This window comes from Franzmannia qiaohouensis, from assembly GCF_031451695.1.
GTDB classification, from domain to species: Bacteria; Pseudomonadota; Gammaproteobacteria; order Pseudomonadales; family Halomonadaceae; genus Franzmannia; species Franzmannia qiaohouensis.
In genome coordinates this window covers 1-26817 of sequence record NZ_JARWAM010000020.1, presented here as the reverse complement: position 1 = coordinate 26817, position 26817 = coordinate 1, and the positions used below count along the sequence as shown (strand labels likewise).

The window sequence follows — 26817 nt, the reverse complement described above, 5'->3', positions numbered from 1 at the left end:
GCACTCAACGTCCACCTCTCGTCGACGGACCGGTGTGGCTTCAAGCCCTGCGGCATGCCGTCAGCAGGCGCACCACGCTCTCGGCGCGGTCGGCGAGCAGCTCGGCACAGCGCGACAGCGCCTCGTCCAACGACATAGGGCCATCGGCCAGGGCAAAGGCGGCGCTGATGCCCTCGTCATGGGCGGCCTGCCAGCCCTCGCCGAGTCGGCCCGCCAGGGCCACCACCGGCACGCCCCAGAGACGGGCGCGGCGGGCGATGCCCACCGGCGTCTTGCCGGCCAGGCTCTGGCCGTCGAGCTGGCCCTCGCCGGTGATCACCAGCTCGGCGTCGTCGAGCAGGGCATCGAAGCCCACCTGGTTCATGACCAGCTCGATGCCGGGACGCAGCTCGGCTCCCAGGAAGGCCCGGGCGGCGAAACCCATGCCGCCGGCCGCCCCGGCGCCAGGCAACCCGCGGTGATCGACGCCCAGGGCACTGGCGGCGAAGTAGGCGAAACGCGCCAGCGCCGCATCCAGGCGAGTCACCTCCTCGGCGGTGGCGCCCTTTTGGGGACCGAACACGGCACTGGCACCGCGATGGCCCAGCAACGGATTGTCCACGTCCACCGCGGTGTCCACCTTCAAGCCGGCCAGACGCGGGTCGAGGCCCGCCAGGTCGAGCCGTTCCAGGCGCTCGAGGGCCGCCCCACCCGCTGGAAGCTCCTGCCCCGCGGCATCCAGCAGGCGGGCGCCCAGGGCCTGCAGCATGCCGGCGCCGGCGTCGTTGGTAGCGCTGCCGCCGAGCGTCAAGAGCAGCCGTTCGGCGCCGGCGTCCAGTGCCTCGCCGATCAGTTCGCCGACGCCATGGGTGGTGCTGTGCATGGCGCTGCGTTCGTCACGCGCGAGCTGCTGCAGGCCGCTGGCCTCGGCCAGCTCGATGAAGGCGCTGCGCGTCGCTGGCTGCCAGCCCCAGGCGGCCGGCCGCGGTCGCCCCAGGGCGTCCTGGACCTCGGTCTTGCGGCGTTCGGCGCCGGTGGCGGCGAGCAGGGCATCCAGGGTGCCTTCGCCACCATCGCCCATGGGGCACCGGATGGCCTCGACCTCCGGCAGGGCGCGACGAAGTCCTCGGGCGATAGCGTCGGTGGCGTCACGGGCGGGCAGGGCATCTTTGTAGCTGTCGGGGGCGATCAGGATCTTCATCGCGGTGGGGGTCCTCGTTGGCGTCGACGGTGTTCGGACTGCTACCCCAGCAAGTGCGGGATTATGACCTTGAAGTCGTAGCCCCGAATGAAGCGGTACTCGAACTCGGCCAGGTAGCGCGGTGCATGGTGGCAACGGATGGCATGGTAGGTGCCGGTGATGGTGTACTTGAGTCGGGTAGTCCGGGCGATTGCTCAACCCGCCCCCCCCCCACACACAGATCCGAGTATGCACGATTAGCGCACTCGGCTCCTCAATCACCAGTTTCGCTGAAGGCTCAGCACTCTCCGGGTAGAGCCGTCGGGCGACCCGCGGCTCTGCCCGGAGAAATCGAGTCGGAAGTGTCGAAGTCGGGTCCGTCACACATCCGCTTGGCTTCCCAAGCAACCAGGCATTTCCTGGCGCACTCCCGCTGATTTATCAGACCACAGGTGCCGATTTCAGGCCAAAACAGGGCAGAAAGTGCCGAACTCAAGGGAGCAGTTCCTCAGCGAGATCAAGACCGATCTCAACCTGGAGCGCTTGCCGTGCGGAAAGTTCTGCACCAATAACCTGATCCTGCATCTCGCCAAGTTGGCTTATCGACAGATTATATCATTACCTTTCTATCCCTTACCGGCGGAACGAAACTAAACTACTACGTTACGCGCCTCACCATGATAGAAGGCTTCAATATTATCGATTAACTGGTCTGCGAGACTTTGCACGGCTTCTTGGCTAGCCCAAGCCACATGCGGTGTGAGAATAACATTATGTCTCTTCGCGAGAGTCATCATAAGATGGTCACGAGCAGGAGGCTCCTCAGTCACCACGTCGAACCCAGCTCCAGAAACCAGGCCCTCCTCTAGCGCCCAGCCAAGTGCTTCTTCGTTCACCAGGCCGCCGCGCGCTGCATTGATAATAAGTGGTCTTTTTTCCATTATACTGAATTCGTGTTGGTCAAGAAGATTACGTGTTGAGGGGATTAGAGGGCAATGAAGCGTGATAATATCGCTTTGACGAAGCACTTCCTCAAAGGGAGTGTAAAGCGGCCCCATGCCCTGCACCCCCTTGTATGAGGAGAACAGAACGTTCATACCGAAGGCCTCGCCCAGTCGAGCCACGGATTTTCCCAGCACGCCGTCGCCGATTACCCCCAAAGTGGCATTGGCCAAATCATGAATAGGATAATCGAAATAGCAAAACTGAGCAGCATCCTGCCAGCGGCTATCAAGCACTGACTGTCGGTAGGGAATGATGCTACGCCTCAGTGCAAGAATGAGGGCGAAGGTATGCTCTGGCACGGTATTTTTAGCATAGTCCCGAATATTTGATACTGTCACATTCCTCGCCTTACAGGACTCAATGTCTATACGATCATAACCTGTGGCGGCGACAGCAATAAGTTTAAGATTTTTTGCACCTTCTATGGCCGCCTTCCCCAAGGGAACTTTATTTACGATAACGATTTCGGCATCTGCGATGCGTTCAGAAGCCTCTGATTCATGAGTGCTTTGATAAACTTTTATTTCATGGGGAAAGTTAGGCGTCCTGAGAACAGTCTCAGGAGACAATGTTTCCTTGTCAAGAAAAACGATTTTATAATTTCCCATTATATACACCTACCTCTTATCCTGATTTTAAAATACATCAAGCTTTACGATTACCAGCCATTACAAATGCCTGATCTAAAGCAACATATCATACGGCAATTATTTTGCTACTAGCTCTTTCTTTCCTTGATACGACTATTAGTTTTCAATAATGCGCGTGCCTGCTCGACCACTGGAAGGTCAACCATTTTTCCTTGATAACTAATGGCACCACGCCCTTCCTCTAGAGCTTGCTCAAAGGTTTCGATTAAGGCTTTAGCGTGCGATACCTCATCGGCCGAAGGCGCAAACTCCTCGTTGAGAATTCCCACTTGATCTGGATGGATCGCAAACCCCCCCACAAACCCAAGCTCACGTGCTTCCTTAATAGTCTCACGATATTCCTTGAGATCAGAGTATCCGGCCACGGATCCTACGAAACCAAGTGGAAGACAACCAGCTGCCCTTGCAGCTGTCACCGCTTGCATATTGGGAATCATCAGAGATTTGTGGGTTGGTCGCATACCCATGGAAACTGCAAGGTCCTCTGCTCCGATGATGATCCCGACTACACGTGGATGCGCATCTGCAATTTCATTTATATTTGCTAGTCCTTCGGCAGTTTCAATCATTACGACAAAGTCAGTATGGCCTGGCTCCATTCCCCGTTCTCGCTCAACTTCGTCTACAATCTCGGCAACGGCCCGAACATGCTCGGCATTTGGAACCTTGGGAAGAGTCAAGGCAAGTACCGCGGGACGGATAGAAGCTTCTATATCTGGAATAGCAAGGCGCCAAGGTCGATTGATTCGAACCACCACGTCGCAACCTTTATCAGATAGCCTATCCGCCACCTCTCCCAGCTTCGCTCTGGCTAGTTCTTTCTGACTTGGCGGAATGGCATCTTCCATATCGAGTTGAATATTATCAGCCCCGCGTTCTGGAGCGCCATCAATAAATTTATCGTTCAGGACAGGAACGAATAGGAACGAGCGCCAGAAGGGAAGATCACGACTTATATCTCTCATGGTTGTTCTCCTGAATTTTCTCGATGTCCACCTAGTTCACGCAGGATTTCCTCATTGTGCTCACCAAGCACAGGTGCCGGTCGGCGGAAGACGCCAGGGGTAGAACTCATCCGGGGAATGATGTTATGCATTGGCAAGGTTCCCATGTCGGTGTCTGGAAGTTCCACCAGCACATCTCGGCCTATGACAAAGGGATGCTCCATGAGATCAGCGATGGAACATACCGGTCCGACTGTAACTCCGTAGCGCTCAAAGAGCTCTAGATTTTCAGCCTGGGTACGTTGCTTAATAAAACTCCCAATGATCTCGTCAAGTTCATCGCGGTTTCTGACACGAGCATCATTGTTCACGAACCTAGGGTCAGTCTTGAGTTCTGGCCGGCCGATGGTGTCGAAGACGCGCTCAGCCATAGTCTGCATAGAGCCAGACATCGCAACATAGCTGCCATCGGAACAAATATAGATATTACGTGGAGCGGTGTGCGTGGACTGGTTTCCGCTTCTCATCGTTGGCTTTCCTGTCAGCTTGTATTGGGAAGCCTCCGCTCCAATCATTGAGAATATCGGCTCGAAAAGCGAAAGATCGATGACTTGACCACCAGTGTTGTTAATTTCTATAGCCCTCAAAGCAGTCAGAACAGCACCGACACCGTAAAGACCGGCCACCATATCCGCCATAGCAAGAGGAGGCAGTGTCGGCGGCTTGTCAGGGTGACCATTGACATAGGCCCAGCCGGACATAGCCTCAACCAAGGTGCCGAAACCTGGCCTATTTTTGTAGGGACCTGTCTGGCCCCATCCTGATATCCTAAGAATAACCAGATTCGGGTTTTGTTTCAGTAATTCATCAGGTCCTAACCCCAATTTCTCAAGGGTTCCTGGTAAAAAGTTCTCGACTAAGATCTGAGCAGTATCAACTAGTCTCAGGAGATTGTCCTTTCCTTCAGTGGACTTTATATCGATCGAAAGGCTTCTCTTGTTGCGCGAATATACTTTCCAGTAAATGTCTGTTTCCTCGCAACGCCAATTACGAAGATCGTCGCCCCTTGTCGGATGTTCGACCTTAATCACATCAGCGCCATAGTCTGCCAGAACATGTGTGGTCATATTACCGGCGACAAGGCGGGACATGTCAACTACTCTTACGCCTTCGAGAGGACCTGAGGCTTCTGGTTTGAATGAATGCATGTCTGATTTTCCTTCCTTAAGAGAATTCGATCACGGGTTTGATTTCTTGATATGTTCTCATTCGCTCAAGTGCGGTATTGACATCATTCAACGAAAACCTGCCGGATAAAATTTTTGACATCGGAATCTGATCTTGGTGCTTGGCTGTAAAATCAAGAGCCTGCCAGTAGCTTCTAGCGTCACCGGAAAACGCACCGATTACATTGATGTTCTTTTTTACGATAGTTGACGGTTTTATGCTTGTCTCATGATCACCAAGCTGGCCCACGGTGCAATACCTTCCCCCCTTCCTCACGATATCAAGGCCTTCACTGAAGGCGGGAGGGTGGCCTGTGAATTCCATCACGATGTCTGCTCCTCTGCCCCCGGTGAGGCTGCGAATATCTTCCAACCGTTCATCATAAGTTGTTTGTTCAATGGAAATGACATGGTTGGCCCCCATCTCACCAGCTAGATCAAGCCTCGTGTTCGGAGAGCCGATAGCGATTACACTGCGGGCCCCTCTTGCACGGGCAACAGCGGTTGCAAGAAGCCCAAGTGGTCCGACACCTTGAATTACCACATGTTCATGGGCTTCGATCTTTCCAAGATTATTCATTGCATTCATGACTGACCGGAATGCGCAGGAGCAAAGGCTAGCGACATCGTCACTCACGGCATCCGGCACCTTGATTCGTCCGGATTGCGGCAGCACGTATCCAAACTCAGAAAACCCGCCAAGTAGATAAGGATATTTCGCCATGGTTTCAAACATGTAGGCGCGGCGGTTATCGCAGAGCGTAGGCTGGCGAGCGACCGTGCAGTAGTAGCAAGAACCACAGGACGTATGAGTCCAAAGAATCCTGTCGCCTATCTTGAGATCGTGACCGACACTATCACGTGAGGCGTTCTCCCCCATTGCAACGATTCGACCTGTCATCTCGTGACCAATGATCACAGGCAGGTCCACGTTAAGTGCTAGGGACCCCTGCGAAAGATGGACATCAGTACCACAGATTGAACAGGCCGAAGTCTTGACCAAGAGGGAACCAGGCTCCAGCTTTTCGGGGATTGGAACGTCTTCAATCTGAAGCGGCTCACCGAACTTACGCAACACAGCAGCTTTAGAGGTTTGGGGTAGTTTTGTCATAGTGCCTTTCCGTTTTCTAAAAGAAGCGATACCAGAGCGAGAGGCTCGGGATGAAGGTCAGGAGAAGAAGTGCAACTACTGCAGCCAGGAGGAACCATCCGAAATGTCGTAGCATCTCTACGAGGTGAACATTATTCGTTCGCGCAGCGACATACAGATTGGCAGCCAGTGGCGGTGTAAGCAGTCCAATTTCAATATTCGTCACTACCACAATTGCAAAGTGCACAGGGTCAATGCCAAAAGCAGCGGCAGAAGGAGCAAGCAAAGGCCCCATAAGAATCACAGCTGCGTTGGTCTCCATGAACATGCCGACAAGAAGCAGTAGCAAATTAATAGCTAGAAGAAAAAGAATCGGATTTTCAAACAACCCTGTCATCAAGGCAGCAAGATCTTGGGGAATCTGGTTAAGAATCAATGCCCTATTAAGGATTCCTGTCATGGCAATAATGAAAAGGATTGCGGCTGCAGGCACCGCTGCTGCATAAAATGTCTTTACCAAGCCATCGAAGTTAAGGCTGCGCTGGATAAATAAGACGCATATAGCATAGAGGCAAGCGACGGCAGCTGCTTCCGTGGGTGTGAATATTCCGCCATAGATCCCCCCGAGAACTATGATGGGCATGATTAGTGCTGCGCTGGAGCGTAATAGGGTATTCTTTGTGCGCTCCCTTACGCCATTTGATAAAACTGTGGAGATAGGGCTTTCACCACCTCCTTCAAGAACACGTTTTGATCGGAACCAGTGAACAATTGCGAAGCATAGTGTAAGCAAGATGCCGGGTACGATGGTGGCAATAAAGAGCTCAGTAATTGAAACACCAACGGTGGATCCGTATATAATAAGAGGTATCGAAGGCGGTATGAGCACACCCAGAAGACCGGATGCTGCGTTTAGGGAGGCAATGTAGCTTCTTGGATAACCTCGTTGACGCATTTCGGGACCGATGGTAGAGCCGATAGCTGCCACTGTCGCGACAGATGACCCTGTAATTGCCCCAAAGAACGCACTAGCGAGAATCATAACATAACCAAAGGAAGCACGGATGCGCCCGATAATCTGATCAGCAGTTGCGGCAAGGGATTGTGCAAGTCCACCTCTATTCATTAGTTCACCGACCAAAATGAATAACGGGATGGCAACAAGTGCAAAGCTTGAGATGTTATCGTACGGAATAGTGCTCAGACCATCAATCCAGATATTCAAGCGGTCGGCATTAATAAATACGGTAAGCGCGAAAGCCGCTGCGATGGGCGTTCCGATGATCAGCATGCCCAACAATCCGAAGATAACGATACTCATTGAGCACCTCCCGTGCGCTTGATACCAAAGCTGAGTCGGACGATGTCAATCACGGCATGGATGAGCATTAGACCAGATCCAATGACGATGCATATCATTGGAATCCATAGCGGTGTACCCATGTCGATCAGTCGCTCACCTGACATTCTTGCGTAAGAAAAAAGGCCCCAAGATAGCCAAGTAAAATAGCCTGCAAAGCTCGCCATCGCCAGCGAAGCTGAAATTCTTACGAATTTGACAAGTATTTTACTTTTAATCAGATCGACAACATCGATTGTGATATGCTGATGTAGATAACTGCACAGTGCTGCGCCAATGAATGTCAAAGGTGACATAGCGACGATCGCAATCTCCCCATAACTCGGCAGGGGCAAGCCGAAAAATCTTACTGCAACCCCCGCAATTATAGCTATCATAATTACCACAAGCGAAAGTGCTGCAACTCGTTTCTCAAACCCTCCCAGCAGATATTCAATATTATCTAGTAGCTTACCTAAGGGAGGCTCCGCGCCGATCGCGCGGGCCCTTTTTCTTCGATACTCGTTGTATTTATTTATCGGCATCAGTAACACCAGCTTCTTTTCTCAAGGCCTGAGTACGTTCGGTGCCATAAGTATCTTCTAGATCGGCCCAGAGAGACCGGCCTAGCTCAACAAATCGCTCCATTTCACATCGGAAAGTCTGTGAATCTCGATGCCACCCTAAGGGAGGCTCCGCGCCGATAGCGCGGGCCCTTTTTCCCCGATATTCGTTGGGTTTATTTATCGGCATCAGTAACACCAGCTTCTTTTCTCAAGGCCTGGATACGTTCGGTGCCATAAGTATCTTCTAGTTCGGTCCAGAGAGACCGGCCTAGCTCAACAAATCGCTCCATTTCGACATCGGAAAGTCTGTGAATCTCGATGCCACCATCTGCAATTCCCTGAAGGTATTCCGAATTTTTCTCTCGGTTGTTCTCGATCTGCTCCGCAGCGGCATCCTCAGCACAGACGTTTATGATTTTTTTATTTTCTTCCGACAGTTCATCCCAGAATCGCTGACTAGCAGTTATCGTACCCATGGCATAGACATGGTTAGTCAATGTCATGTAATTCTGTGCTTCGAATAGTCTTGAATTGTAGGTGATACTTGCACCATTATCCTGGCCATCAACTGTGCCCTGCTGGAGAGCGACGAAGAGCTCCGGAAACGGTAGGGTTACGGCCTGTGCTCCTGCGGCATCGAACAAACTTCTGATTGATTCAGAACCCGGCACACGGAGCTGTAGTCCATCAAGGTCATCGATAGACTCCACTGCATGTCTGGAATTAGTAAGGGCACGAAACTCAAGCTCGAAAAAGCTAAGTGTCTCCATGCCGCGATCTTCCAGAGTTTCCCGTAGCGTGGTCTGTAAGATACCATCAGGGTTGTAAAAGATTTCGTCAACTTCCTCAAAACTGCTTGCTATATAAGGTAGATAATGGATATCCAGCAGAGGGTCGAGACCTGTCAGAGACCCTGGATTCAGGAATGCGAATTCAAGACTGCCGCGAGAGAGGCTCCGGCCGAGAGATTCATCCCCGCCGAGTTGACTGTCTGGAAAAACTGTGACTGACACCTGCCCCTTACTGTCTTCGGTAACGCATTGGGCGAATTCTTGGCTGGCCACGTCCACTGGGCTCCCGCTTGCGAACACGTGGCCCAAGCGTACCTGCTTTACTTCTTGCGCTGCGACTGGGTGGATGATTAGTGATGTGATAATTGTTGCAGCCGGCACAGTATATTTTGTTATCTTCATGGTCATTATTACCTGTTTAATTTGTGTGATTGGATTTATTCTTATATTTACTTGAGTCATCCGTGATTAAAGACAACTGTCTTTGAAACGGTGAATTCCTTGAGAGCCTCGAGTCCTTTTTCTCGACCGTGTCCACTTTTCTTGAAGCCGCCAAACGGTAGTTCGATCCCTCCCCCGGCGCCATAACCGTTGATATAGACCTGCCCTGCCCGCACGGCCTTTGCGAGGCGCATCTGACGGGCTCCGGAATCGGTCCAGATACCCGCAATCAACCCGTAATCTGTTCCGTTAGCCAGTCGGATGGCATCGGTTTCGTCATCGAATGGGATTGCGGATAGTACAGGGCCGAACACCTCTTCCTTTGCCAGCTCGTGTTCGCGAGGCACAAGGCGGAAGAGCGTTGGCGTCACAAAGAACCCCTCCTTTGAGGCTGATACATCAAGCTCACCTTCAGCCCCGATCTCAATGCCATCCTTCTTCGCTCGTTCTAGGAATCCCAGAACCCGCTCCAGCTGCACCTTCGAAATCACCGGACCGCAATCGAGATCAAGCTCGTGTGAACCGGCTCTTAGTTGCTTAAAGCGCTTGGTCAACGCCCCCATAAACTCATCATAAATCGAACGCTCGATCAGCACTCGGCTACCTGCGGAGCAGGTCTGACCAGTATTCTGAACAATGGCTCCCACAATGGACTCGATGGCTTTAGCTTGGTCGGCGTCAGAAAATACGATCTGCGGAGATTTCCCGCCCAACTCAAGAATGCAGGGCACATGATTCACAGCGGCCGCATTTTGGATCAGAGTGCCCACTTCGGGCGATCCGGTGAAAGAAATTAGATCAATGTCCGGATGAGCGCTCAGGGCAGCCCCGGCTTCTTCGCCGAGTCCGGGCACCACGTTGATGGCGCCATCGGGAAAGCCTACCTCGGCCGCAAGTTCGGTGAGGCGTATGCAAGACAGGCAGGCCTCTTCGGCCGGTTTCAGTATTGCAGCATTCCCTGCGGCCAAAGCTGGGCCCAACGCACGGCCGAACATCTGAGCCGGATAATTCCAAGGGATGATATGACCTGTCACACCCCGTGCCTCGCGCAAGATCATCACTTGGTGGCCGGGCATGAACGGAATGGTGTCCCCATGAATCTTGTCGGCAGCTCCAGCATAGAACTCGAAGTAGCGGGCTGCAGCCTTTACATCATCGCGAGCTCGCTTTAATGTCTTACCGGTGTCGTTGGCCTCGATTTCAGTAAGCTCATCCTCGTGTTCGAGAATTTTCTCGCTGAGCTTCGTCAACAGTCGACCCCGGTCAACGGCGGGCATCTGTCCCCAAACGCCCTCGAAAGCGCAGCGGGCAGCTTTGACAGCAGCATCAATTTCAGGAGCACCGCCGCGAGCGATGGTTCCAATTTGCTTCCCCGTAGATGGTGCGATCATTTCTAGCGTCTGGCCACTTTCTGGTTTCATCCAGTGACCGCCTACGTAAACTGAATCACCATTCATAATTATCCTCCGAGACTGTTGAGACTGCTTAGATAAAGCTGGCAGGGAGAGCGCCATAGAGCAAACTACATTTTTTCTCCTTCGCTATAGATAATGTCTATACCAAGAGGTGCTGAAGAATACCTATGTCCTGTATTGACCCCGGGTCATTCAACAGGCGGAGGCGTATTCCGCGCCATCGTGACCGTCCGTTCCTTTTCATCTTGACCGAGTTCGGCCTCTTCCCCGGAATGGCCGGTCACGATGCCGGAATCTAACCTAACTCACTGGAATGATTCTGACTTTTACGGCACACCCCTCCTTTTGCCCTTCACCCCTGGAGGGGACATGCCAGCACCGAGGATTCCCATGCGAGCCATCACCGCAGTGTTGCGCCTCAAGTACGACGCCGGCCTCAGCCACGAGAAGATTGCTCGGGCCTGCGGCCTCTCCTAGGGCGCGGTCAGCAAGTACGTCAGCCTGGCGCAGGTCGCCGGCATCAGCTGGCTGCTGCCGGACGGCACCGACGAGACTGCGCTGGAGGCGCGACTGTTCCCGGCCAAGACGCCGCCGGTGCGCTTCTCGGCACCGGACTACTTCCAGGTCCACCAGGCGCTCAAGCACAAGGGCGTGACCCTGCAGCTGCTGTGGGCGGAGTACGTCGAGGCCCACGGTGACAAGGCGTACCGCTACAGCCAGTTCTGCCAACACTATCGCACCTGGCGTGACCGCCAGCGCCGCACCCAGGTGACCTGCATGCATGATGCCCTGGCCCACCAGCTCACCCAGCCGGATACCTACGACCTGCCGTTCGAGGATCGCCTGGGCATGCTGCTGGACCGCGAGGTCCTGCATCGCGATAACCGCCGCCTGGACCGGCTGCTGAAGGCCGCCAAGCTGCGCATCACGACCTGCGAGGACACATCGACTACCGCCATCCCCGCGGCCTGGAGCGGGGTCGTATGGCGCCGCTGACGAGCGGCGAGTGGATCGGCCAGGCGCTCAATCTGTGCATTACCGGCCCCACCGGGTGCGGCAAGACCTGGCTGGCCTGCGCGCTGGGCAACCAGGCCTGCCGGCAAGGGTACTCGGTGCGCTACCTGCGGGTGCCGAGGCTGTTCGAGCAGCTGTGCATTGCCCAGGGCGACGGCTCCTACGCCCGACTGATGGGCCAGCTGCAGAAGACCGACCTGCTGATCCTCGATGGCTGGGGGATGCAGAAGATGACCGCCCCGCAGCGCCAGGACCTAATGGAAGTGATCGAGGACCGGCACGGCCGGGGCTCGACGCTGATCGCCAGCCAACTGCCCATCGAGCACTGGCACGACTATATCGGCGCGGCGACGGTGGCCGACGCCATTCTGGACCGGCTGCTGCACAGCGCCCACCGCCTGACACTCAGAGGAGTATCGATGCGCAAGAACGCCGCCCCGCAAGCGGCAGCAGTTGACCTATCGTGACCGGTCAGCTTACAAAACCAGAGCCAGCGAGAGAGCGGTGAGCAAATCGGTCACGATCGCCGGAATGACCGGTCACGTTCGCCGGAATACGCAGAGCGCGCAGGAAGGCCTCGTAGCGGCCCGGCAGCGTGGTGGAGTCCACCCAGGCAACCAGGGCACCTTCCACAGGGTGGCCATGGAAGGTCTGGCTGGTCGGGAACGATAGCGTGCTGAACTCCCAGGGTCACGACCAAGCATCGCCCTGCACCTTGCTCAGCTGCACCGTCTGCAGCCAGCCCGACAATGACGGCTCCGGCACCACCAACCTGCCCTCGCGGGAATGGTGCCACTCAAGCATCAGCATCTCACCGTTGATGGAGTGCACCACCTGCTCACCGAGCACCATCTGGCCGAAGATCTCCGCCTCGATGCTGGGCTTCTTGGGCAGGCCCATCATCTTCATCACCGAGCGGACGTAGCGGCGGGTGAAGCTGGGGTAGTGGCGGTAGGTGATCGGGCGCATTGGCGTCTCGTCGAGGCAGGAGCGATGGCGTCAGGGTACATCACTGAGCCTCTGCTTGAGGAAAGCCATTCAGGGCAGCGGCAAGCACAAACCCAGCTCAAACTCTGCTAAAGTCAGTCAAAACCCGCTGTAGTGGTGGAAACATGGAAGACCGTTGGCTTTCCGTCGATGAGATCGGCGAGTATCTTGGCGTGAAACGCGACACTGTCTATCGCTGGATCTCCGAGCGGGCCATGCCCGCCCACCGCATCGGGCGGCTGTGGAAGTTCAAGCGCGACGAGGTGGACAACTGGGTCCGCAACGGCGGTGCCAGCGAGGGCAGCAAGACCGATGCGTGATCAAGCCACCCTCAAGCGGCTGGGCTTCATGACCCAGCAGGGCAGCACCCACATGGCCCGCACCCTGATGCTCAGCGAGTTGAGCACCCTGTTCGACCATGTCCCAACTGAAGCGGACAAGGATGCATACCAGGCCGCCATTCGCGATGCCAACTGTCTTGCCAAGCGCTCCGGCCGTACCCGTCATCTGACGGCCCGCCACCTGTCCGATCTCTATGGACTTGATCCTGCCAACCCCATCCACGCCGGCCTGCGCTACTTCTGGTCGCGGGATGAAGCCGCACGCCCCCAGCTCGCCCTGCTGGCGGCTGCCGCCCGCGATTCCCTGCTCAGGGATCTCGCCCCCGCCATTCTCGCCAAGCCGCTCGGCACCTCGATCACCCGCGAATCGGTCGAGGAAGCCATCGAACAGCGATGGCCGGGGCGCTTCAGTACTGTCACCCGCGAATCCATCGCCCAGCGGGTCAACAGCAGCCTGGTGCAGGTCGGTTACTTACTTGGCCCCATCAAGAGGCTGCGCGTGCATCTCGAACCTGCGACAGGCGCTGTCGCCTATGCCCTCTATCTTGCCTGGCTCCAAGGCGGCCGGGGCGAGCTGCTGCTGCAGAGCCCCTGGTGCAAGCTGCTGGACGCCAGCCATGACCGCCTGCTGGAACGGGCAGCCCAAGCCTCGGCCAAGGGCTGGATGGTCATGCGCCGGGTCGACAACGTGATCGATATCGACTTCCCGGCCCTCACCCAGGTGGTCAGCCAGGCACTGAAGAGCAATGAACTTGCTACTGCCACCCAGCAGGAGATCTTCCATGAGCAAGGTTAAGCGCCTGATCGACTCCTACGGCCGCTTCATCGCCCTCCCCTGGCGCGACGACGCCGCAGCGGCCCAGCGTGTCGTCTTCTGCGTCTATCCGGAAACCGAGGAGCTTCGCCTGCGCGCCAACCTCGGCGAGCTCGAGCTGGTGACCCGCCAGAATGGCCATGAGTGGATGGCCTTCGACCTCACCGACACCTTCGCCCTATGGATGGCAGAGCAGAAATATGCCAAAGGGTACTTCAGGTCGCCGGCCAAGCTGGCTACGGTGATCCATCGCTACCTGGATTGGTTGGAGGCACGTTTCACCGCCGAGCTTTCCGCCCAGGGGGCCGGCGACAACCACGTCGTCACGCTCTATGGCGTGGGCAGCCTGTTTGGCCTGCAGAAGGTCAAGGAGGTAGTGGATCGCCTGGCTCCTCACGTCAGTGGGCGCCTGGCCGTATTGTTCCCGGGCAGCTTCGAGAACAACAACTACCGGCTGCTGGACGGTTACGATGGCTGGAACTATCTGGCCACGCCCATCACCGCCGATGGCGCCCGTTGAGCCGCCGTCACGCACCAATTCGAAATTCGCTACCGCAGGGGAAAGGACGCATGCTCAACCGCGATATCTACGCCAAGGACCCATCCCAGCAACGCCTGGTCAACGAGGGCGTCGCCTACGTCAACGACGACAGGAGCACCCGCGCCCAGAAAGTGCTGCGCTACGAGCTGGAGACCTTCGTCTGCGATGGCCAGTACGCCAAGGGCATGCACGATATTCTCGACACCTACCTGCGCAACCTGAGCGGCGGCGCTTCCCAGCAGCCAGGGGTATGGATCAGCGGCTTCTTCGGTTCGGGCAAGTCGCATATGGCCAAGATGCTGCGCAACCTGTGGGAAGACGTCACCCTCGACGACGGTGCCTCCGCCCGTGGCCTTGTCCATCTGCCCCAGGAGATCCAGGACCTGTTCAAGGAGCTCTCCACCCAGGGCAAGCGCCACGGCGGCCTGTTCGCCGCCTCCGGTACCTTGGGGGCGAGCTCCCGCGACAAGAGCGTACGCCTCGCGCTGCTCTCGGTGATCTTCCGCGCTGCAGGCCTGCCCCAGCACTATCCAGTAGCCCGCTTCGTGATGTGGCTGCGCGACGAGGGCATCCTCGAGCAGGTACGAGAAGACGTTGTCAGCCGCGGCGACGACTGGCAGGAAGAGCTCGACAACTTCTACGTCGCCGAGTCGCTGCATGAGGCCCTGGTCCAGGCCAAGCCGAGGATATTCAGCAGCGTGGAGTCCTGTGCCGAGACCCTCAGCCACCTCTACCCCCACGTCAACGACATCAGCAGCGACGAGATGCTCAAGGCCATTCGCCAGGCGCTGAGCCGCGACGGCAAGATGCCGCTCACACTGGTGGTGCTGGACGAAGTGCAGCAGTACATCGGCACCGACGGCCAGCGCTCCATCGACGTACAGGAAGCGGTGGAAGCCTGTTGCAAGGAGATCGGCAGCCGGCTGATGTTCATCGGCACCGGCCAGACCGCCATCACCGGTACCAGCAACCTGGCGCGCCTGCAGGGCCGCTTCACCACCCGCATCGAGCTCTCCGATGCCGACGTCGACGCCGTGATCCGCCAGGTGGTGCTGGCCAAGAAGCCCGAGGCCAAGGCGCCCGTCACCGAGGTGATGGAGAGCAACCTCGGCGAGATATCCCGCCACCTGGCCGAGACCTCTATCGCCCACCGCCAGGAAGACACCCGCCACTTCGCCCAGGACTACCCCATCCTGCCGGTGCGTCGCCGCTTCTGGGACGCCGCCCTGCGCGTGCTCGACCAGACCGGCACCGACAGCCAGCTGCGCAACCAGCTCAGCATGATCCACAAGGCGATCCAGACCAACCTGGACGCACCGCTGGGCAACATCATCCCCGGCGACTACCTCTACTTCGACGCCACCGACAAGCTGCTGCAGTTCCGCATGCTGCCGCGCAAGCTCCATGACGCCACCCAGCAGTGGCGTAACGGTAGCGAAGACGAGCAGCTGATGGCGCGGGCCTGCGCCGTGGTCTTCCTGATCAACAAGGTCGCCAGCACCAACACCGAGCTTGGCCTGCAGCCCACCCTGGCCAATATCGCCGACCTGCTGGTCGATGACCTCAAGGCCGGCAGCAGCTCGCTGAGAAGCCGCCTGCCAGGACTTCTCGACGCCTGCGAGTTCATCATCAAGGTGGGCGAGGAGTACCGCATCCAGACCGAGGAGAGCGCCGCCTGGAACGACGCCTTCCTTTCCCACAAGAGCACCCTGGGCAACGCCACGCATCAGATCGAGACCGAGCGCGATGATCTGATTCGTCAGCACTTTGGCAAGCAGGTTGGCAACCTCACGGTGAACCACGGCGAGTCCAGGGTGCCGCGTCCGCTCTCGCCGGTCTTCGACATGACGCTGCCCAAGGATGCCGCCGAGCGGCTCTACGTCTGGGTGCGCAACGGCTGGTCGGACGACATCAGCCAGGTGCGCGCCGATGCCCGCCAGGCAGGGTCGGAGTCCCCCACCCTGTTCGTGTTCATTCCCAAGCGCTCCGCCGACGAGCTACGCAACCAGCTGATCGAGTTCAAGGCCGCCAGCGCTACCCTGGAGACCCGCGGCACCCCCGGCACCCCCGAAGGGGAAGAGGCACGGGCCGCCATGCAGACCACCCGCGATGCCGCCCAGCGGCGCATCCGCGAGCTCCTCGACGAAGCCTTCAACGGCGCTCAGGTGTTCCAGGGCGGCGGCAACGAGATCGTCGGCGCCACCCTGCGCGAGGCCATTCAGGAAGGCGCCGAGAACGCCCTCGCTCGCCTCCACCCCAAGTTCCACCTGGCCGACCACGCCGGCTGGGACAAGGTCTACGCCAAGGCCAAGCAGGGGGCTCCCGATGCCCTCAAGGCCGTGGGCTACGACGGCGAGCCCCAGAGCCATCCGGTCTGCAAGGCCATCCAGAGCTACCTCGGAAACGGCAAGAAGGGCAGCGAGATCCGCGACCACTTCGAGCACGGCGACTACGGCTGGCCCCAGGACGCCATCGATGGTGCCCTGCAGGTACTGCTGGTCGCCGGCCAGATCCGTACCGCCGATGGCACCGCCCCCCAGGAGCTCGACCGTCGCGCCATCGGCAAGACGGAGTTCCGCGTAGAGGCCACTACCATCTCCGCAGCGGAACGTATCAAGATTCGCAAGGTGATGCAGAAGCTCGGCGTGCAGGCCAAGTCTGGTGAAGAGTCGGCCAAGGCGCCGGAGTTCGCCGACAGGCTCCGAACCCTGGCGGAGCAGGCGGGAGGCGAACCGCCGGCTCCGGAGGCCCCGCGCCTGGATGCCCTGGAGGCCGTGCGTACCAGCGGCGGCAACGACCAGCTCAAGGCCATCGTCAGCAACCAGGCCGAGCTGCTGGCTGCCATCGACGAGTGGCAGGCCACCGCCGAGAAGATAAAGCAGCGCCGCCCCGCCTGGGCTACGCTCAAGCGCCTGGCCGACCACGCCAAGAGCCTGCCCGACGCCGAGCCGCTGCTGGCCCAGGTCAGCCAGATCCGCGAGCACCGCTCGCTGCTGGACGACCCGGACCCCGTCCAGCCTCTGCTGGCCAACCTCACCCAGCAGTTCCGCGACGCCTTCAACGACCTGCAGCAGCGCTATGAAGCAGAGCATGCCGCCGGCATGCAGCGCCTGGCGGCGGACGATAACTGGCAGCAGCTCTCGCCGGACCAGCGCCACGACCTGCTGGCCGCCAAGCGCCTGACGGCCCACGATGCCCCTGAGATCACCCTCGGCGCCACCGACCAGGTGCTGGAGACCCTCAGCCACGTGCGCCCCGACGCCCTGGCCGATCGCATCGCCGCGCTACCCAGCCGCTTCGATGAAGTGCTGGTCAAGGCCGCCGAGGAGATGGAGCCCGAGGTACAGTTCGTCAACCTGCCGCGCCGCACCCTCAAGAGCGAGGCCGACATCGACGCCTGGCTGGAGGACGTTCGTCGTGAGCTGCGCGAGGCCCTGCAGGACGGGCCGGTAATCACCCAGTAGGAGCGGCAAACGGACCATGAGATCACGCCGTGATATCGAAGCGTTGCTGGAGGAGCTGGAACACGGCATCGCCGATGACCTGGAAGACCAGGACCTGGACTTCAAGCAGTGGGACACCAAGAGCCGCGACAAGGCCGTGAAGAAGGTGGTCGAGATGGCCATCTGCATGGCCAACGGCGGTGGCGGCACCGTGGTGTTCGGCGTGGCCGACCGCATCTCGGGCCGCGAACAGGCCGTGCTGGGCGTTCCGCCGGAAGTCGACGTCAATGTGCTGAAGCGGGCAGTCTACGACCAGACCGACCCGCACATCACCCCGGTGTTCGAGGAGCTCCACGTGCCGGAGGGCACCGGCCGGGTGCTGATCATGCAGGTGCATCCGGGCATGCCGCCCCATACCGACACCAAAGGCGGTGGCACCGTGCGCATCGGCAAGGATTGCCAGCCACTGACAGGCACGCTGCGCCGCAAGATCGGCGTGGAAACCGGAGAGACCGACTACACCGCCGAGAGCGTTTCGGTCACGTTCCAGGACGCCATCTCCAACGTGGCGCTGGAATCTCTGCGCCAGATGGCCAAGGAGCAGGACGCTCCCGGTGACCTGCTGCGCAGGGATGACCGCAAGCTGCTGGAGGCGCTGGGTGTACTCAGGAAGGGCAAGCTGACGCGCGCCGCGATCCTGCTGTGTGGCAACGAAGCCACCCTTCGCGAAGTGTTTCCGGGATTCTACTGGCTGTTTCTCGCCATGCGCTCAGATACCCACTACGACAATCGGGAAGATCGGGTCAGTGCCATCCCGTCCGCCATCGCCCGGCTAGAAGAGCTCTCGCGGGCCTATAACCCCATCAGTACCGTCGAGCGCGGCATGTACCACTTCGAGTACCGCGACTATCCCGAGATAGCGCTGCGCGAGGCGTTGATGAACGCCTTCTGCCACACCGATTACCGTCTGCACGGCCCCGTCATGGTGAAGTGGTACGCCGACAAGGTAGAGATCAGCAACGGTGGTGGGTTCATCGCCGGCATCCGCCCCGACAACATCCTTCATCATCCACCGGCGGCGCGCAATCCATGCTTGGTCGAGGCGCTGACCCGCCTCAGGCTGGTCAATCGCAGCAACCTCGGGGTCGCGCGGATGTTCGATGCGTTTCTCGTCGAAGGCAAGCACCCACCCCTGATTCGTGAGTTCGGTGAATCGATCACCGTCACCTTCCTGCGCTCCTCGCTGGATGCTGAGTTCCGCCACCGCATCGCCCAACTGGACGATCCCCCGCTGACCACCGACCAGCTTCTGGTGGTCCATGCGCTTCGCCGGCACCCGCTCGCCGACCGAGACACCATCGCCTGGGAGTCCCAGTTGAGTAAGCGGCGAGTCGAAGAGGTGCTGAAGGCTCTCGCCAAGCGGCACCTGGCCAGCGCCACCGGCGAAGGTGAGGGGCAGCTCTGGCGGCTGGCAGGGGCGTTCCAGTCAGCCCCGCTCACGGCGCAGGACCCGGAAACTCAGCGCGAAACACTCCTTGAGCTGCTGCAGCAAGGCCCCTGCTCCATCAGCCAGCTGATGGAGCTGACCGGCCTCAACCGCAGTGCCACCAAGCGACAGCTCAATGAGCTCCGCCAGCAGGGGCTGGCACGCCTGGAAGGAAAAGGCCCAGCGGCACGCTGGCACGCTAGCGAACCCGAATTGGCCAGGGATTGATTCGAACCAGATAGCGAGCCAATTCTTTCTAAAATTGGCTCAAGAATTGGTTCAAAACCAAAAGCACCCCGATACACGGACCCATTTCGGGCGAGGAAAGGAACGCAGACACATGCAGCCACTCGACAAGACACTCCGCAACCAGCTCGACCGCACCGTGCGCAAGGCCCGCCCGGTGGCCGAACAGGCCGCCGAGGCCGCCCTGGAGCAGCTCGGCGTTGGGGAACCGAAAGTCCCTGAATATCTCGGTGAAAGCCAGCGCAAGTTGCGTCAGCGGCTACGCGCCCACGCCCGCAGCCTCGGTGACCCGCTCAAGGAGGGTGCCCAGGCGGTCACCCGGCTGATCAGCGAGATCGCCTACGAGCACTGGCATCGCATGCTGTTCGCCCGCTTCCTGGCCGAGAACGAGCTGCTGATGTACGACGGCGTGGCCGTCACCCTGGAGGAGTGCGAAGAGCTGGCCGAAGAGGAAGCTGAACAGGGCGAGCGCACCAGCGGCTGGGCCCTGGCCGCCCGGCTGGCCAGCACCATGCTGCCCCAGGTGTTCCGCGTCGACAGCCCAGTGTTCGAGCTTACCCTGGCCGCCGAGCACCAGCGCGAGCTGGAGGAGCTACTGGCCGGCCTGCCGCTGGAGGTCTTCCACGCCAGCGACAGCCTGGGCTGGGTCTACCAGTTCTGGCAGACCGACAACAAGGAGCGCATCAACCGCTCCGAGGTGAAGATCGGCGCCGACGAGCTGCCCGCCGTCACCCAGCTCTTCACCGAGCCCTATATGGTCAGCTTCCTGCTGGATAACAGCCTGGGCGCCTGGTGGGCCGCCCGCCGCCTGTCGGAAACCGACCTGGCCAGCGCCGAGAGCGAGCAGGAACTGCGCGACAAGGCCAGCCTGCCCGGCGTGCCGCTGGAGTACCTGCGCTTCGTCAAGGACGAGGAAACCGGGAACTGGACGCCCGCCGCCGGCACCTTCGACGCCTGGCCGCAGAGCCTCGCCGAGCTCAAGACCCTGGACCCCTGCTGCGGCAGCGGCCACTTCCTGGTCGCCGCCCTGCTGATGCTGGTCCCCATGCGCATGGAGCTGGAGGGCCTTAGTGCCCGCGACGCTGTGGATGCGGTACTGCGCGACAACCTGCACGGCCTGGAGATCGACCAGCGCTGTGTGGAGCTTGCCGCCTTTGCCCTGGCCCTCACCGCCTGGCGCTACCCCGGCACCGGCGGCTATCGCAAGCTGCCCGTGCTGCACCTGGCCTGCTCCGGGCTGCCCATCAGCGTGGCCAAGGAGGAGTGGAAGGCCCTGGGGCTCGGCAAGAAAAATCTCACCATCGCCCTGGACTGGCTCTACGACAGCTTCAAGGACGCCCCCATCCTCGGCAGCCTGCTCGACCCCACCCGCACCAGTGCCGCCAAGATCGCCCAGTGGGAGGAGCTCTCCGAAGCGCTGAATCAGGCCCTTTCCCAAGAAGCAACCCAGGAAAGCAGCGACGAGCAGCATGAAACGGCCGTCACCGCCCAGGGACTGGCCAAGGCCGCCACCCTGCTGGGAGATCGGTACCACTGGGTAATTACCAATGTGCCCTACCTGGCGCGTGGAAAGCAGCATCCCAAGCTGCAGTCATTCTGCGCCGACTACTACCCGGCGGCCAAGAATGATCTGGCCACGGTCTTTCTCGACCGCTGCCTGGAGCTCTGCGTGGAGGGCGGTACCACCAGCAATGTGCTGCCACAGAACTGGCTGTTCCTGACCAGCTATAAAAAGTTTCGGGAAAAGTTGTTGCAAAACGATATCTGGCACCTGATTGCGCGGTTGGGGCCAGGTGCCTTCGAGACCATTAGTGGTGAAGTGGTGAAGGCGATTCTCATCAACCTTAGTCGGGGCAGCGCAGATGGACAGGTAGCGGATCTGCTGCATCCAAATAGTCAGGCTACTTGGATTCGGGGAGTTGATGTTTCCGAGCCACGTACAGAAGTAGAGAAAGCTTCTGGATTGCTAACTGATGAAGTGAAGAGTGTTGAGCAGGCTAAGCAGTTGGAGAATCCAGATGCAATTATTCAGATTGAAAACTCATCAGAGCATGAGCTTTTTTACAAAGTGGCGACCTGCTTTCAGGGCACATCAACAGGCGACAACCAGAGACTGGTCAGGTCTTTTTGGGAATGTGAAGTAGAAAACTCTGATTGGGAGTTTCTGGAGGGGGTGCCTGAACATACCAAGCATGCCGGAGGGAAGGATTCTGCTATTAAGTGGAAGGATGTAGTAGGTTTCGAGAGCTCAGCAGTCAGAGGCTGGGAAGCCTTCGAAAAAAAAGGTATTGCCATTGGGCAAATGAACAGCCTGCCAGCAACGATATACTTTGGTCGCCGCTTTCCCAATACCACCCCTGTAATTATTCCGTTAGATTCTGAGGATTTGCCAAGCATCTGGTCCTTCTGTGGATCAGTGGAATTTTCTAAATCATTGCGGCAAGTGAATCAAAAGCTTAGTGTCGATAATGGTTATGTTGGAAAGATTCCGTTTGACACAGAGTATTGGGCAGGGGTTGCAAAAGAACAATACCCTAATGGCCTTCCGGCCCCCTACACCAACGACCCCACCCAGTGGATTTTCCACGGCCACCCCTGCGGCTCGGTGATCTGGGATGAAGAGGCTAAATGGACCGCCCATGGCCCGCGGCGCACCGACGATACCGTGCTGCAGGTCGCCGTTGCCCGGCTGCTGGGCTACCGCTGGCCGGCGGAGCTAGATCCGGAGATGGAGCTGGCCGAGGAGCAGCGCGAGTGGGTCAAGCGCTGCGAGGCGCTGCTCGACCATGCCGACCGCGACGGCATCGTCTGTCTGCCCGCCGTACGCGGCGAGCGCCGCGCCGTGGATCGCCTGGAGGCCCTGCTGGCCGACGCCTACGGCGACCAGTGGTCCGCCACCACCCGCGGCAAGCTGCTGGAGAGCGTCGATCACGCCGGCAAGGACCTGGAGAGCTGGCTGCGCGACAAGTTCTTCGCCCAGCACTGCAAGCTGTTCCAGAACCGCCCCTTCATCTGGCACATCTGGGACGGCCTCAAGGACGGCTTCTCCGCGCTGGTGAACTACCACCAGCTCGACTACAAGGCCCTGGAAACTCTCACCTACACCTACCTGGGCGACTGGATCACCCAGCAGAAGCGACAGATTGGCGAAGGGGTCGACGGCGCCGAAGGCCGCCTCGCCGCCGCCGAGGCGCTGCAGAAGAGCCTGGAGCTGATCCTCGAAGGCGAGGAGCCCTACGACATCTTCGTACGCTGGAAGCCGCTGGAGGAGCAGCCCATCGGCTGGCACCCCGACCTCAACGACGGCGTGCGTCTCAATATCCGCCCCTTCCTATCCGTCCCCGACGTCAAGAAGAAGGGCGCCGGCGTGCTCGTCCACAAGCCCAACATCCACTGGAAGAAGGACCGCGGCAAGGACGTGGAAACCGCCCCCTGGTACCACCTCGGCCCCCAGCTGGGCGGCGCCAAGGGCGACCGGATCAATGACTACCATTTGACACTGATGGCGAAAAGAGCTGCCCGCGAAATCGAGGAAGCTAAGAATGGCTGAACAATACACCAAAGCCCGGTTTTGGAAATGTGCCTTGCAGGTTAACCCGGCCGGTTATATTAAGTATCGTGGTCAGGAGCAGTCCTCAACAGAGGCAGACTATAACCAAACACTATTGAAAGTCTGCCTAGAAGAAAACATCAAGGTCGTGGGTATCGCTGATCACGGCGACGTGACCGGTGTTGATGCCATTCGAGACTTGATGGCTCAGCATGATATTGTGGTCTTCCCTGGATTCGAGATTGCCTCTAGCGAGAAGGTGCACTTCGTTTGCCTATTCGCTGAAAGTACTAGCTCACAACAGCTTGAGCGGTATCTTGGTAACCTCAAGCTTCTAAATACAGAAGATGGCATTCGCCCCTCACGCCTAAGTGCAGAACAACTCATCGATGAAGTTGATCAACTTGGGGGATTCATCTATTCAGCACACTGCACCAATGACAATGGGCTACTGAAACGCCGATTGGATCATGTCTGGAAAAACACCAAATTACGAGCCGCTCAAATCTCAAACGGCATTGAGGACCTCAGGGGCATCGAGGATGATTTCTATCGTAAGGTACTACTGAACAAGAATACTCAATACCAGCGAAAGCGGCCTATAGCCGTGATAAATGCCAAGGATGTAGAAGCACCGGAAACGTTAAAAGAACCCGGTGCATCCTGCCTGATAAAGATGACTACCCCCTGCTTTGAATCTTTCAAGCTGGCTTTTCTTGATCCAGAATCCCGGGTACGCTTAAACTCTGATGTACCAAAAAATCACTCATCGGCTATTGAGGCTGTAGAGTTTACTGGAGGCTATCTCGACGGAGTAAAAATCGAGTTCTCTGACCACTTAAATGCCGTAATTGGCGGACGAGGAACTGGGAAGTCTACGCTATTGGAGTGTATCCGCTTTGCTCTGAGCATCCGCCCCTTAGGACAATCCGCCCAACGGCAGCATGATCAAATCATCAAGGAAAACTTGGGGCGTGAAAAAGGCCAGATAAAACTCAAGGTTCGTTCCTCTGCCATGCATGGGCGAACTTTCCAGATTTCCCGGCGCTTTGGCGATCAACCGATAGTCAAGGATGAAAGTGGTGCGCTATCACCTTACACCCCTTGTGATTTGTTACCTAGGCTAGAAATATTCGGACAAAACGAAATATATGAACTGTCCCAAGACAGCAGTCGCCTCCACCTTTTACTAGGTCGTTTTTTAGAAGGAGGACAAACATCCTACGAATCACAAAGCCAGGAGATATTGACAAAGTTAAAAGAGAATCGACAGGCGATCATCCGTGCCTATCAGCAGTTAGGTGACGTTGAGTCCGAGGTATCTCAGCTACCCAAGTTGCAGGATCAGGTTTCTCAGTTTCAATCACTTGGGCTTGATGAAAAGTTAAAAGCCATACCCAAACTGGAAACAGAAAAGCGTCTTTCCGCCCGCATTGCCGAGGAATTGACGCAGCTTCAACAAGCCATTGAGTCAACTTATGACACTTTGCCAGATACTATATTCTTAAGTGATCAGGCGCTTAAAGAATTACCTCATGCTGCCCTTCTCGTAGAACAGCGAAAGTTGTTAGACGAAGTTGGGGCCCAAGTTAAAGACCTGCTCAATCAAGCCAACCAGAAGGTAGTAACCACCCAGCAGGCATTACAGCCACTCCAACACCAGCTCACTGGTCACATTACCTCTTCGGAAGAAGACCTGGAAAAAGATTTTAAGGAAATACCTGCTAGCCAGGGAAAGAGCGGTCGAGAAATCGGGGCCCAGTACCAGTCGTTATTGCGTGAGATTGAGCGTATCAAGCCCATGAAAATGACCCTTACCCAGCGGCAAGCCTTGATTACCGAACTAGAAAATAAAAGAAAATCCCTATTAGCCGACCTTGGAGAGGCGCGCACCCATCGCTCCACCACACTTCATCGAGCCTTGAAGAAACTAAACAAAAAACTAAAGGGTAAGCTAAAACTAACGATCGTGACAGAAGGTGATCGAGATCCGCTTTTCCAATTTTTTAGCAGTTGCGCCCTGGAAGGTGTCGGCCCCAAACGCCTCGCCGGTATTCGAGACGAGTGTTCAGAGTCTCCTGCGAGCTTGGCGGAATTAATTCGCAGTGGTTCTGGTGAATTAAAAATCAGCCTAAGTGGCATTGTCACACCATCTGTAGCCGAAGCACTAACCAAACTGCCACGAAGTAAACTGTTAGAGCTTGAAGAACTGGATCTTCCAGACTCTATTCAGCTGGAGTTAAATGTTGGACACACTGAGGACGAGGAAAACTACCGCCCATTAGAAAGATTATCCACAGGGCAGCAGTGCACCGCAATTCTCCACTTGCTTCTTTTGGAAAACCAAGACCCACTTATTCTCGATCAGCCCGAGGATAACTTGGACAATGCTTTTATAGCCGATCGCATTGTCACTGAGCTACGATCAGCTAAAGTTGCTCGCCAGTTTCTCTTTGCAACTCATAATGCTAACATCCCCGTATTTGGCGACGCTGAATGGATTGGAGTGCTCAATGTGTCTGAAGGTAAGGGCGAGATACCCAGCAACCAGCAAGGCGCCATAGACCTTCCTGAAGTTAAGCGCTTGGCGGCAGAAATTCTCGAAGGTGGCGAGAGTGCCTTTAACCAACGGCGTGAAAAATATGGCTTCGAGTAGGGTATTCACATGTTAAAAACTGAACTACTGGAGATTATCGCCAATAGCGAAAACTCAGGTGTCGAATTCAAACGGGACGATATTCGACCTGAACAGCTCGCCAAAGAGGTCGTGGCCATGGCCAACCTTAACGGTGGCATGGTAATACTGGGTGTCGAAGATGACGGCACCATCAGTGGCATACAGCGTCCAAATCTTGAAGAATGGGTAATGGATAGTGTCTTTGGCGCCAAGATACACCCCCTCATCCTGCCTTTCTACGAAGAAGTGAAGATTGACGATGAACGCCGTGTCGCGATCGTCTCATTTACCCAAGGCATCACCAAACCTTACGTCCTTCGCCACCAAGGCCGTGAAGAGATCTACATCCGAGTAGGCTCGACATCACGCCTTGCCACTCGTGAACAGCAGGCGCGCCTATTTGCCAGTGGCGGCATTCTACACCCGGAAATGCTGCCGGTGACTGGCACAAACTTTCAGTCGCTCGACCTTGATCGTCTGGATGATTATTTGCGAAATGTCATCGAAGACCCTGACGTACCCGAGGATAAAGCCGATTGGGTAGATCGTCTTCTTGGGCTGGGTTTTATGGTGGAAGGTATTGGCGATCAGGTGGTCTGTACCATTGCCGGACTTGTGCTTTTCGGTGTATCACCGCGTCGCTATCTTCGTCAGTCTGGCCTTCGTGTGCTGGCCTTTGATGGTGAGGATAAAACCTACCGCGCCGAGCTTGATAGTGTTCTGGAAGCTCCCATGGTAGGTCTGTGGCGGCGAGATGAGCAGGGTAGCCGGCGCCTTGCAGAGAATGACTACGGGCTCATTGAACGCTTTATTGACACTATCGAGCCGTTTATTTCCGAAGAAGATACAGATATTGACTCGGGATTTAGGCGCGAACGCCGATGGCATTATCCTCGCGAAGCCATCAGAGAACTTCTTATCAATGCGCTTGCTCACCGTGACTGGACTCGCTCTGTGGATATCGAAGTCGCGTGTTACTCGGATCGACTGGAAGTCATCAGCCCGGCTTATTCATGAGGCCGACCTGAAAAAGAAGATGGCGAGTGGTTTCCTCTTGTAGAATCAAGATGTTCCTGCCAGAACACGATTCAA

General features: G+C 57.3%; 18 protein-coding genes and 2 pseudogenes. 9 read left to right on the top strand and 11 right to left on the bottom strand.

The features are described 5' to 3' along the window. Positions 1-40: 40 nt before the first annotated feature. The 10 genes and pseudogenes from QC821_RS19805 to QC821_RS19760 all read right to left on the bottom strand — a co-directional run bounded on the left by QC821_RS19805 (position 41) and on the right by QC821_RS19760 (position 10668). Entirely contained in the window at positions 41-1180 is a 1140-nt protein-coding gene (locus QC821_RS19805; protein ID WP_309724955.1) for a glycerate kinase, read from the bottom strand. 12 nt (positions 1181-1192) lie between these two features. Further along, a pseudogene (locus QC821_RS19800) lies at positions 1193-1353 on the bottom strand (IS1595 family transposase); the annotation flags it as partial. A gap of 456 nt (positions 1354-1809) precedes the next feature. After that, a complete protein-coding gene (locus QC821_RS19795) occupies positions 1810-2772 on the bottom strand; it encodes a D-2-hydroxyacid dehydrogenase (protein ID WP_309724953.1) in 963 nt (320 codons plus the stop codon). Positions 2773-2882: 110 nt separating this feature from the next. After that, positions 2883-3779: an HpcH/HpaI aldolase/citrate lyase family protein gene (locus tag QC821_RS19790; RefSeq protein ID WP_309724951.1), complete on the bottom strand. Its 897-nt coding sequence runs from the start codon at positions 3777-3779 to the stop codon at positions 2883-2885. Beyond that, positions 3776-4966 (bottom strand): CaiB/BaiF CoA transferase family protein, encoded by a 1191-nt coding sequence (locus tag QC821_RS19785; RefSeq protein ID WP_309724950.1) that lies wholly within the window; start codon positions 4964-4966, stop codon positions 3776-3778. The genes QC821_RS19790 and QC821_RS19785 overlap by 4 nt, the downstream gene beginning before the upstream one ends. Positions 4967-4982: 16 nt before the next feature. Further along, entirely contained in the window at positions 4983-6095 is a 1113-nt protein-coding gene (locus QC821_RS19780; RefSeq protein WP_309724948.1) for a zinc-binding dehydrogenase, read from the bottom strand. A gap of 16 nt (positions 6096-6111) precedes the next feature. Then, on the bottom strand, positions 6112-7395 hold the full coding sequence (locus QC821_RS19775) for a TRAP transporter large permease (RefSeq protein ID WP_309724946.1): 1284 nt from the start codon (positions 7393-7395) through the stop codon (positions 6112-6114). Further along, a complete protein-coding gene (locus QC821_RS19770) occupies positions 7392-7958 on the bottom strand; it encodes a TRAP transporter small permease (RefSeq protein WP_309724944.1) in 567 nt (188 codons plus the stop codon). Before QC821_RS19770 ends, QC821_RS19775 begins: the two co-directional genes overlap by 4 nt. Before the next feature lie 194 nt (positions 7959-8152). Further along, on the bottom strand, positions 8153-9172 hold the full coding sequence (locus tag QC821_RS19765) for a TRAP transporter substrate-binding protein (protein WP_309724942.1): 1020 nt from the start codon (positions 9170-9172) through the stop codon (positions 8153-8155). 56 nt (positions 9173-9228) lie between these two features. Beyond that, positions 9229-10668, bottom strand: a complete 1440-nt coding sequence (locus tag QC821_RS19760; protein ID WP_309724940.1) for an aldehyde dehydrogenase family protein — start codon at positions 10666-10668, stop codon at positions 9229-9231. Between the two features lie 735 nt (positions 10669-11403). On the opposite strand from QC821_RS19760, the pseudogene istB reads away from it, so the two are divergent. Beyond that, positions 11404-12107: pseudogene (istB, locus tag QC821_RS19755) on the top strand (IS21-like element helper ATPase IstB). A 223-nt stretch (positions 12108-12330) separates the two neighbouring features. On the opposite strand, the gene QC821_RS19750 reads toward istB, so the two are convergent. Continuing rightward, positions 12331-12609 carry a hypothetical protein gene (locus QC821_RS19750; protein WP_309724939.1) on the bottom strand — a complete coding sequence of 93 codons (279 nt, stop codon included), beginning with the start codon at positions 12607-12609 and terminating at the stop codon, positions 12331-12333. 143 nt (positions 12610-12752) lie between these two features. On the opposite strand from QC821_RS19750, the gene mads1 reads away from it, so the two are divergent. The 8 genes from mads1 to QC821_RS19710 all read left to right on the top strand — a co-directional run bounded on the left by mads1 (position 12753) and on the right by QC821_RS19710 (position 26742). Beyond that, positions 12753-12947 carry a methylation-associated defense system helix-turn-helix domain-containing protein MAD1 gene (gene mads1 / locus QC821_RS19745; protein WP_309724937.1) on the top strand — a complete coding sequence of 65 codons (195 nt, stop codon included), beginning with the start codon at positions 12753-12755 and terminating at the stop codon, positions 12945-12947. Further along, positions 12940-13764 (top strand): hypothetical protein, encoded by an 825-nt coding sequence (locus tag QC821_RS19740; protein WP_309724935.1) that lies wholly within the window; start codon positions 12940-12942, stop codon positions 13762-13764. Before mads1 ends, QC821_RS19740 begins: the two co-directional genes overlap by 8 nt. After that, positions 13751-14302, top strand: coding sequence for a hypothetical protein (locus QC821_RS19735; RefSeq protein ID WP_309724934.1), 552 nt, complete (start codon positions 13751-13753; stop codon positions 14300-14302). Before QC821_RS19740 ends, QC821_RS19735 begins: the two co-directional genes overlap by 14 nt. Positions 14303-14352: 50 nt before the next feature. Then, complete coding sequence (gene brxC, locus QC821_RS19730) at positions 14353-17787, top strand: BREX system P-loop protein BrxC (protein ID WP_309724932.1); 3435 nt, start codon at positions 14353-14355, stop codon at positions 17785-17787. 16 nt (positions 17788-17803) lie between these two features. Beyond that, the gene (locus QC821_RS19725) at positions 17804-19480 is read left to right on the top strand and encodes an RNA-binding domain-containing protein (protein ID WP_309724930.1); all 1677 of its coding nucleotides are present in this window, start codon (positions 17804-17806) and stop codon (positions 19478-19480) included. A gap of 112 nt (positions 19481-19592) precedes the next feature. Further along, positions 19593-23048, top strand: coding sequence for an Eco57I restriction-modification methylase domain-containing protein (locus QC821_RS19720; RefSeq protein WP_309724928.1), 3456 nt, complete (start codon positions 19593-19595; stop codon positions 23046-23048). Continuing rightward, positions 23041-25704: a TrlF family AAA-like ATPase gene (locus QC821_RS19715; RefSeq protein WP_309724926.1), complete on the top strand. Its 2664-nt coding sequence runs from the start codon at positions 23041-23043 to the stop codon at positions 25702-25704. The genes QC821_RS19720 and QC821_RS19715 overlap by 8 nt, the downstream gene beginning before the upstream one ends. Before the next feature lie 9 nt (positions 25705-25713). Further along, on the top strand, positions 25714-26742 hold the full coding sequence (locus QC821_RS19710; RefSeq protein WP_309724924.1) for an AlbA family DNA-binding domain-containing protein: 1029 nt from the start codon (positions 25714-25716) through the stop codon (positions 26740-26742). Positions 26743-26817 lie beyond the last annotated feature (75 nt).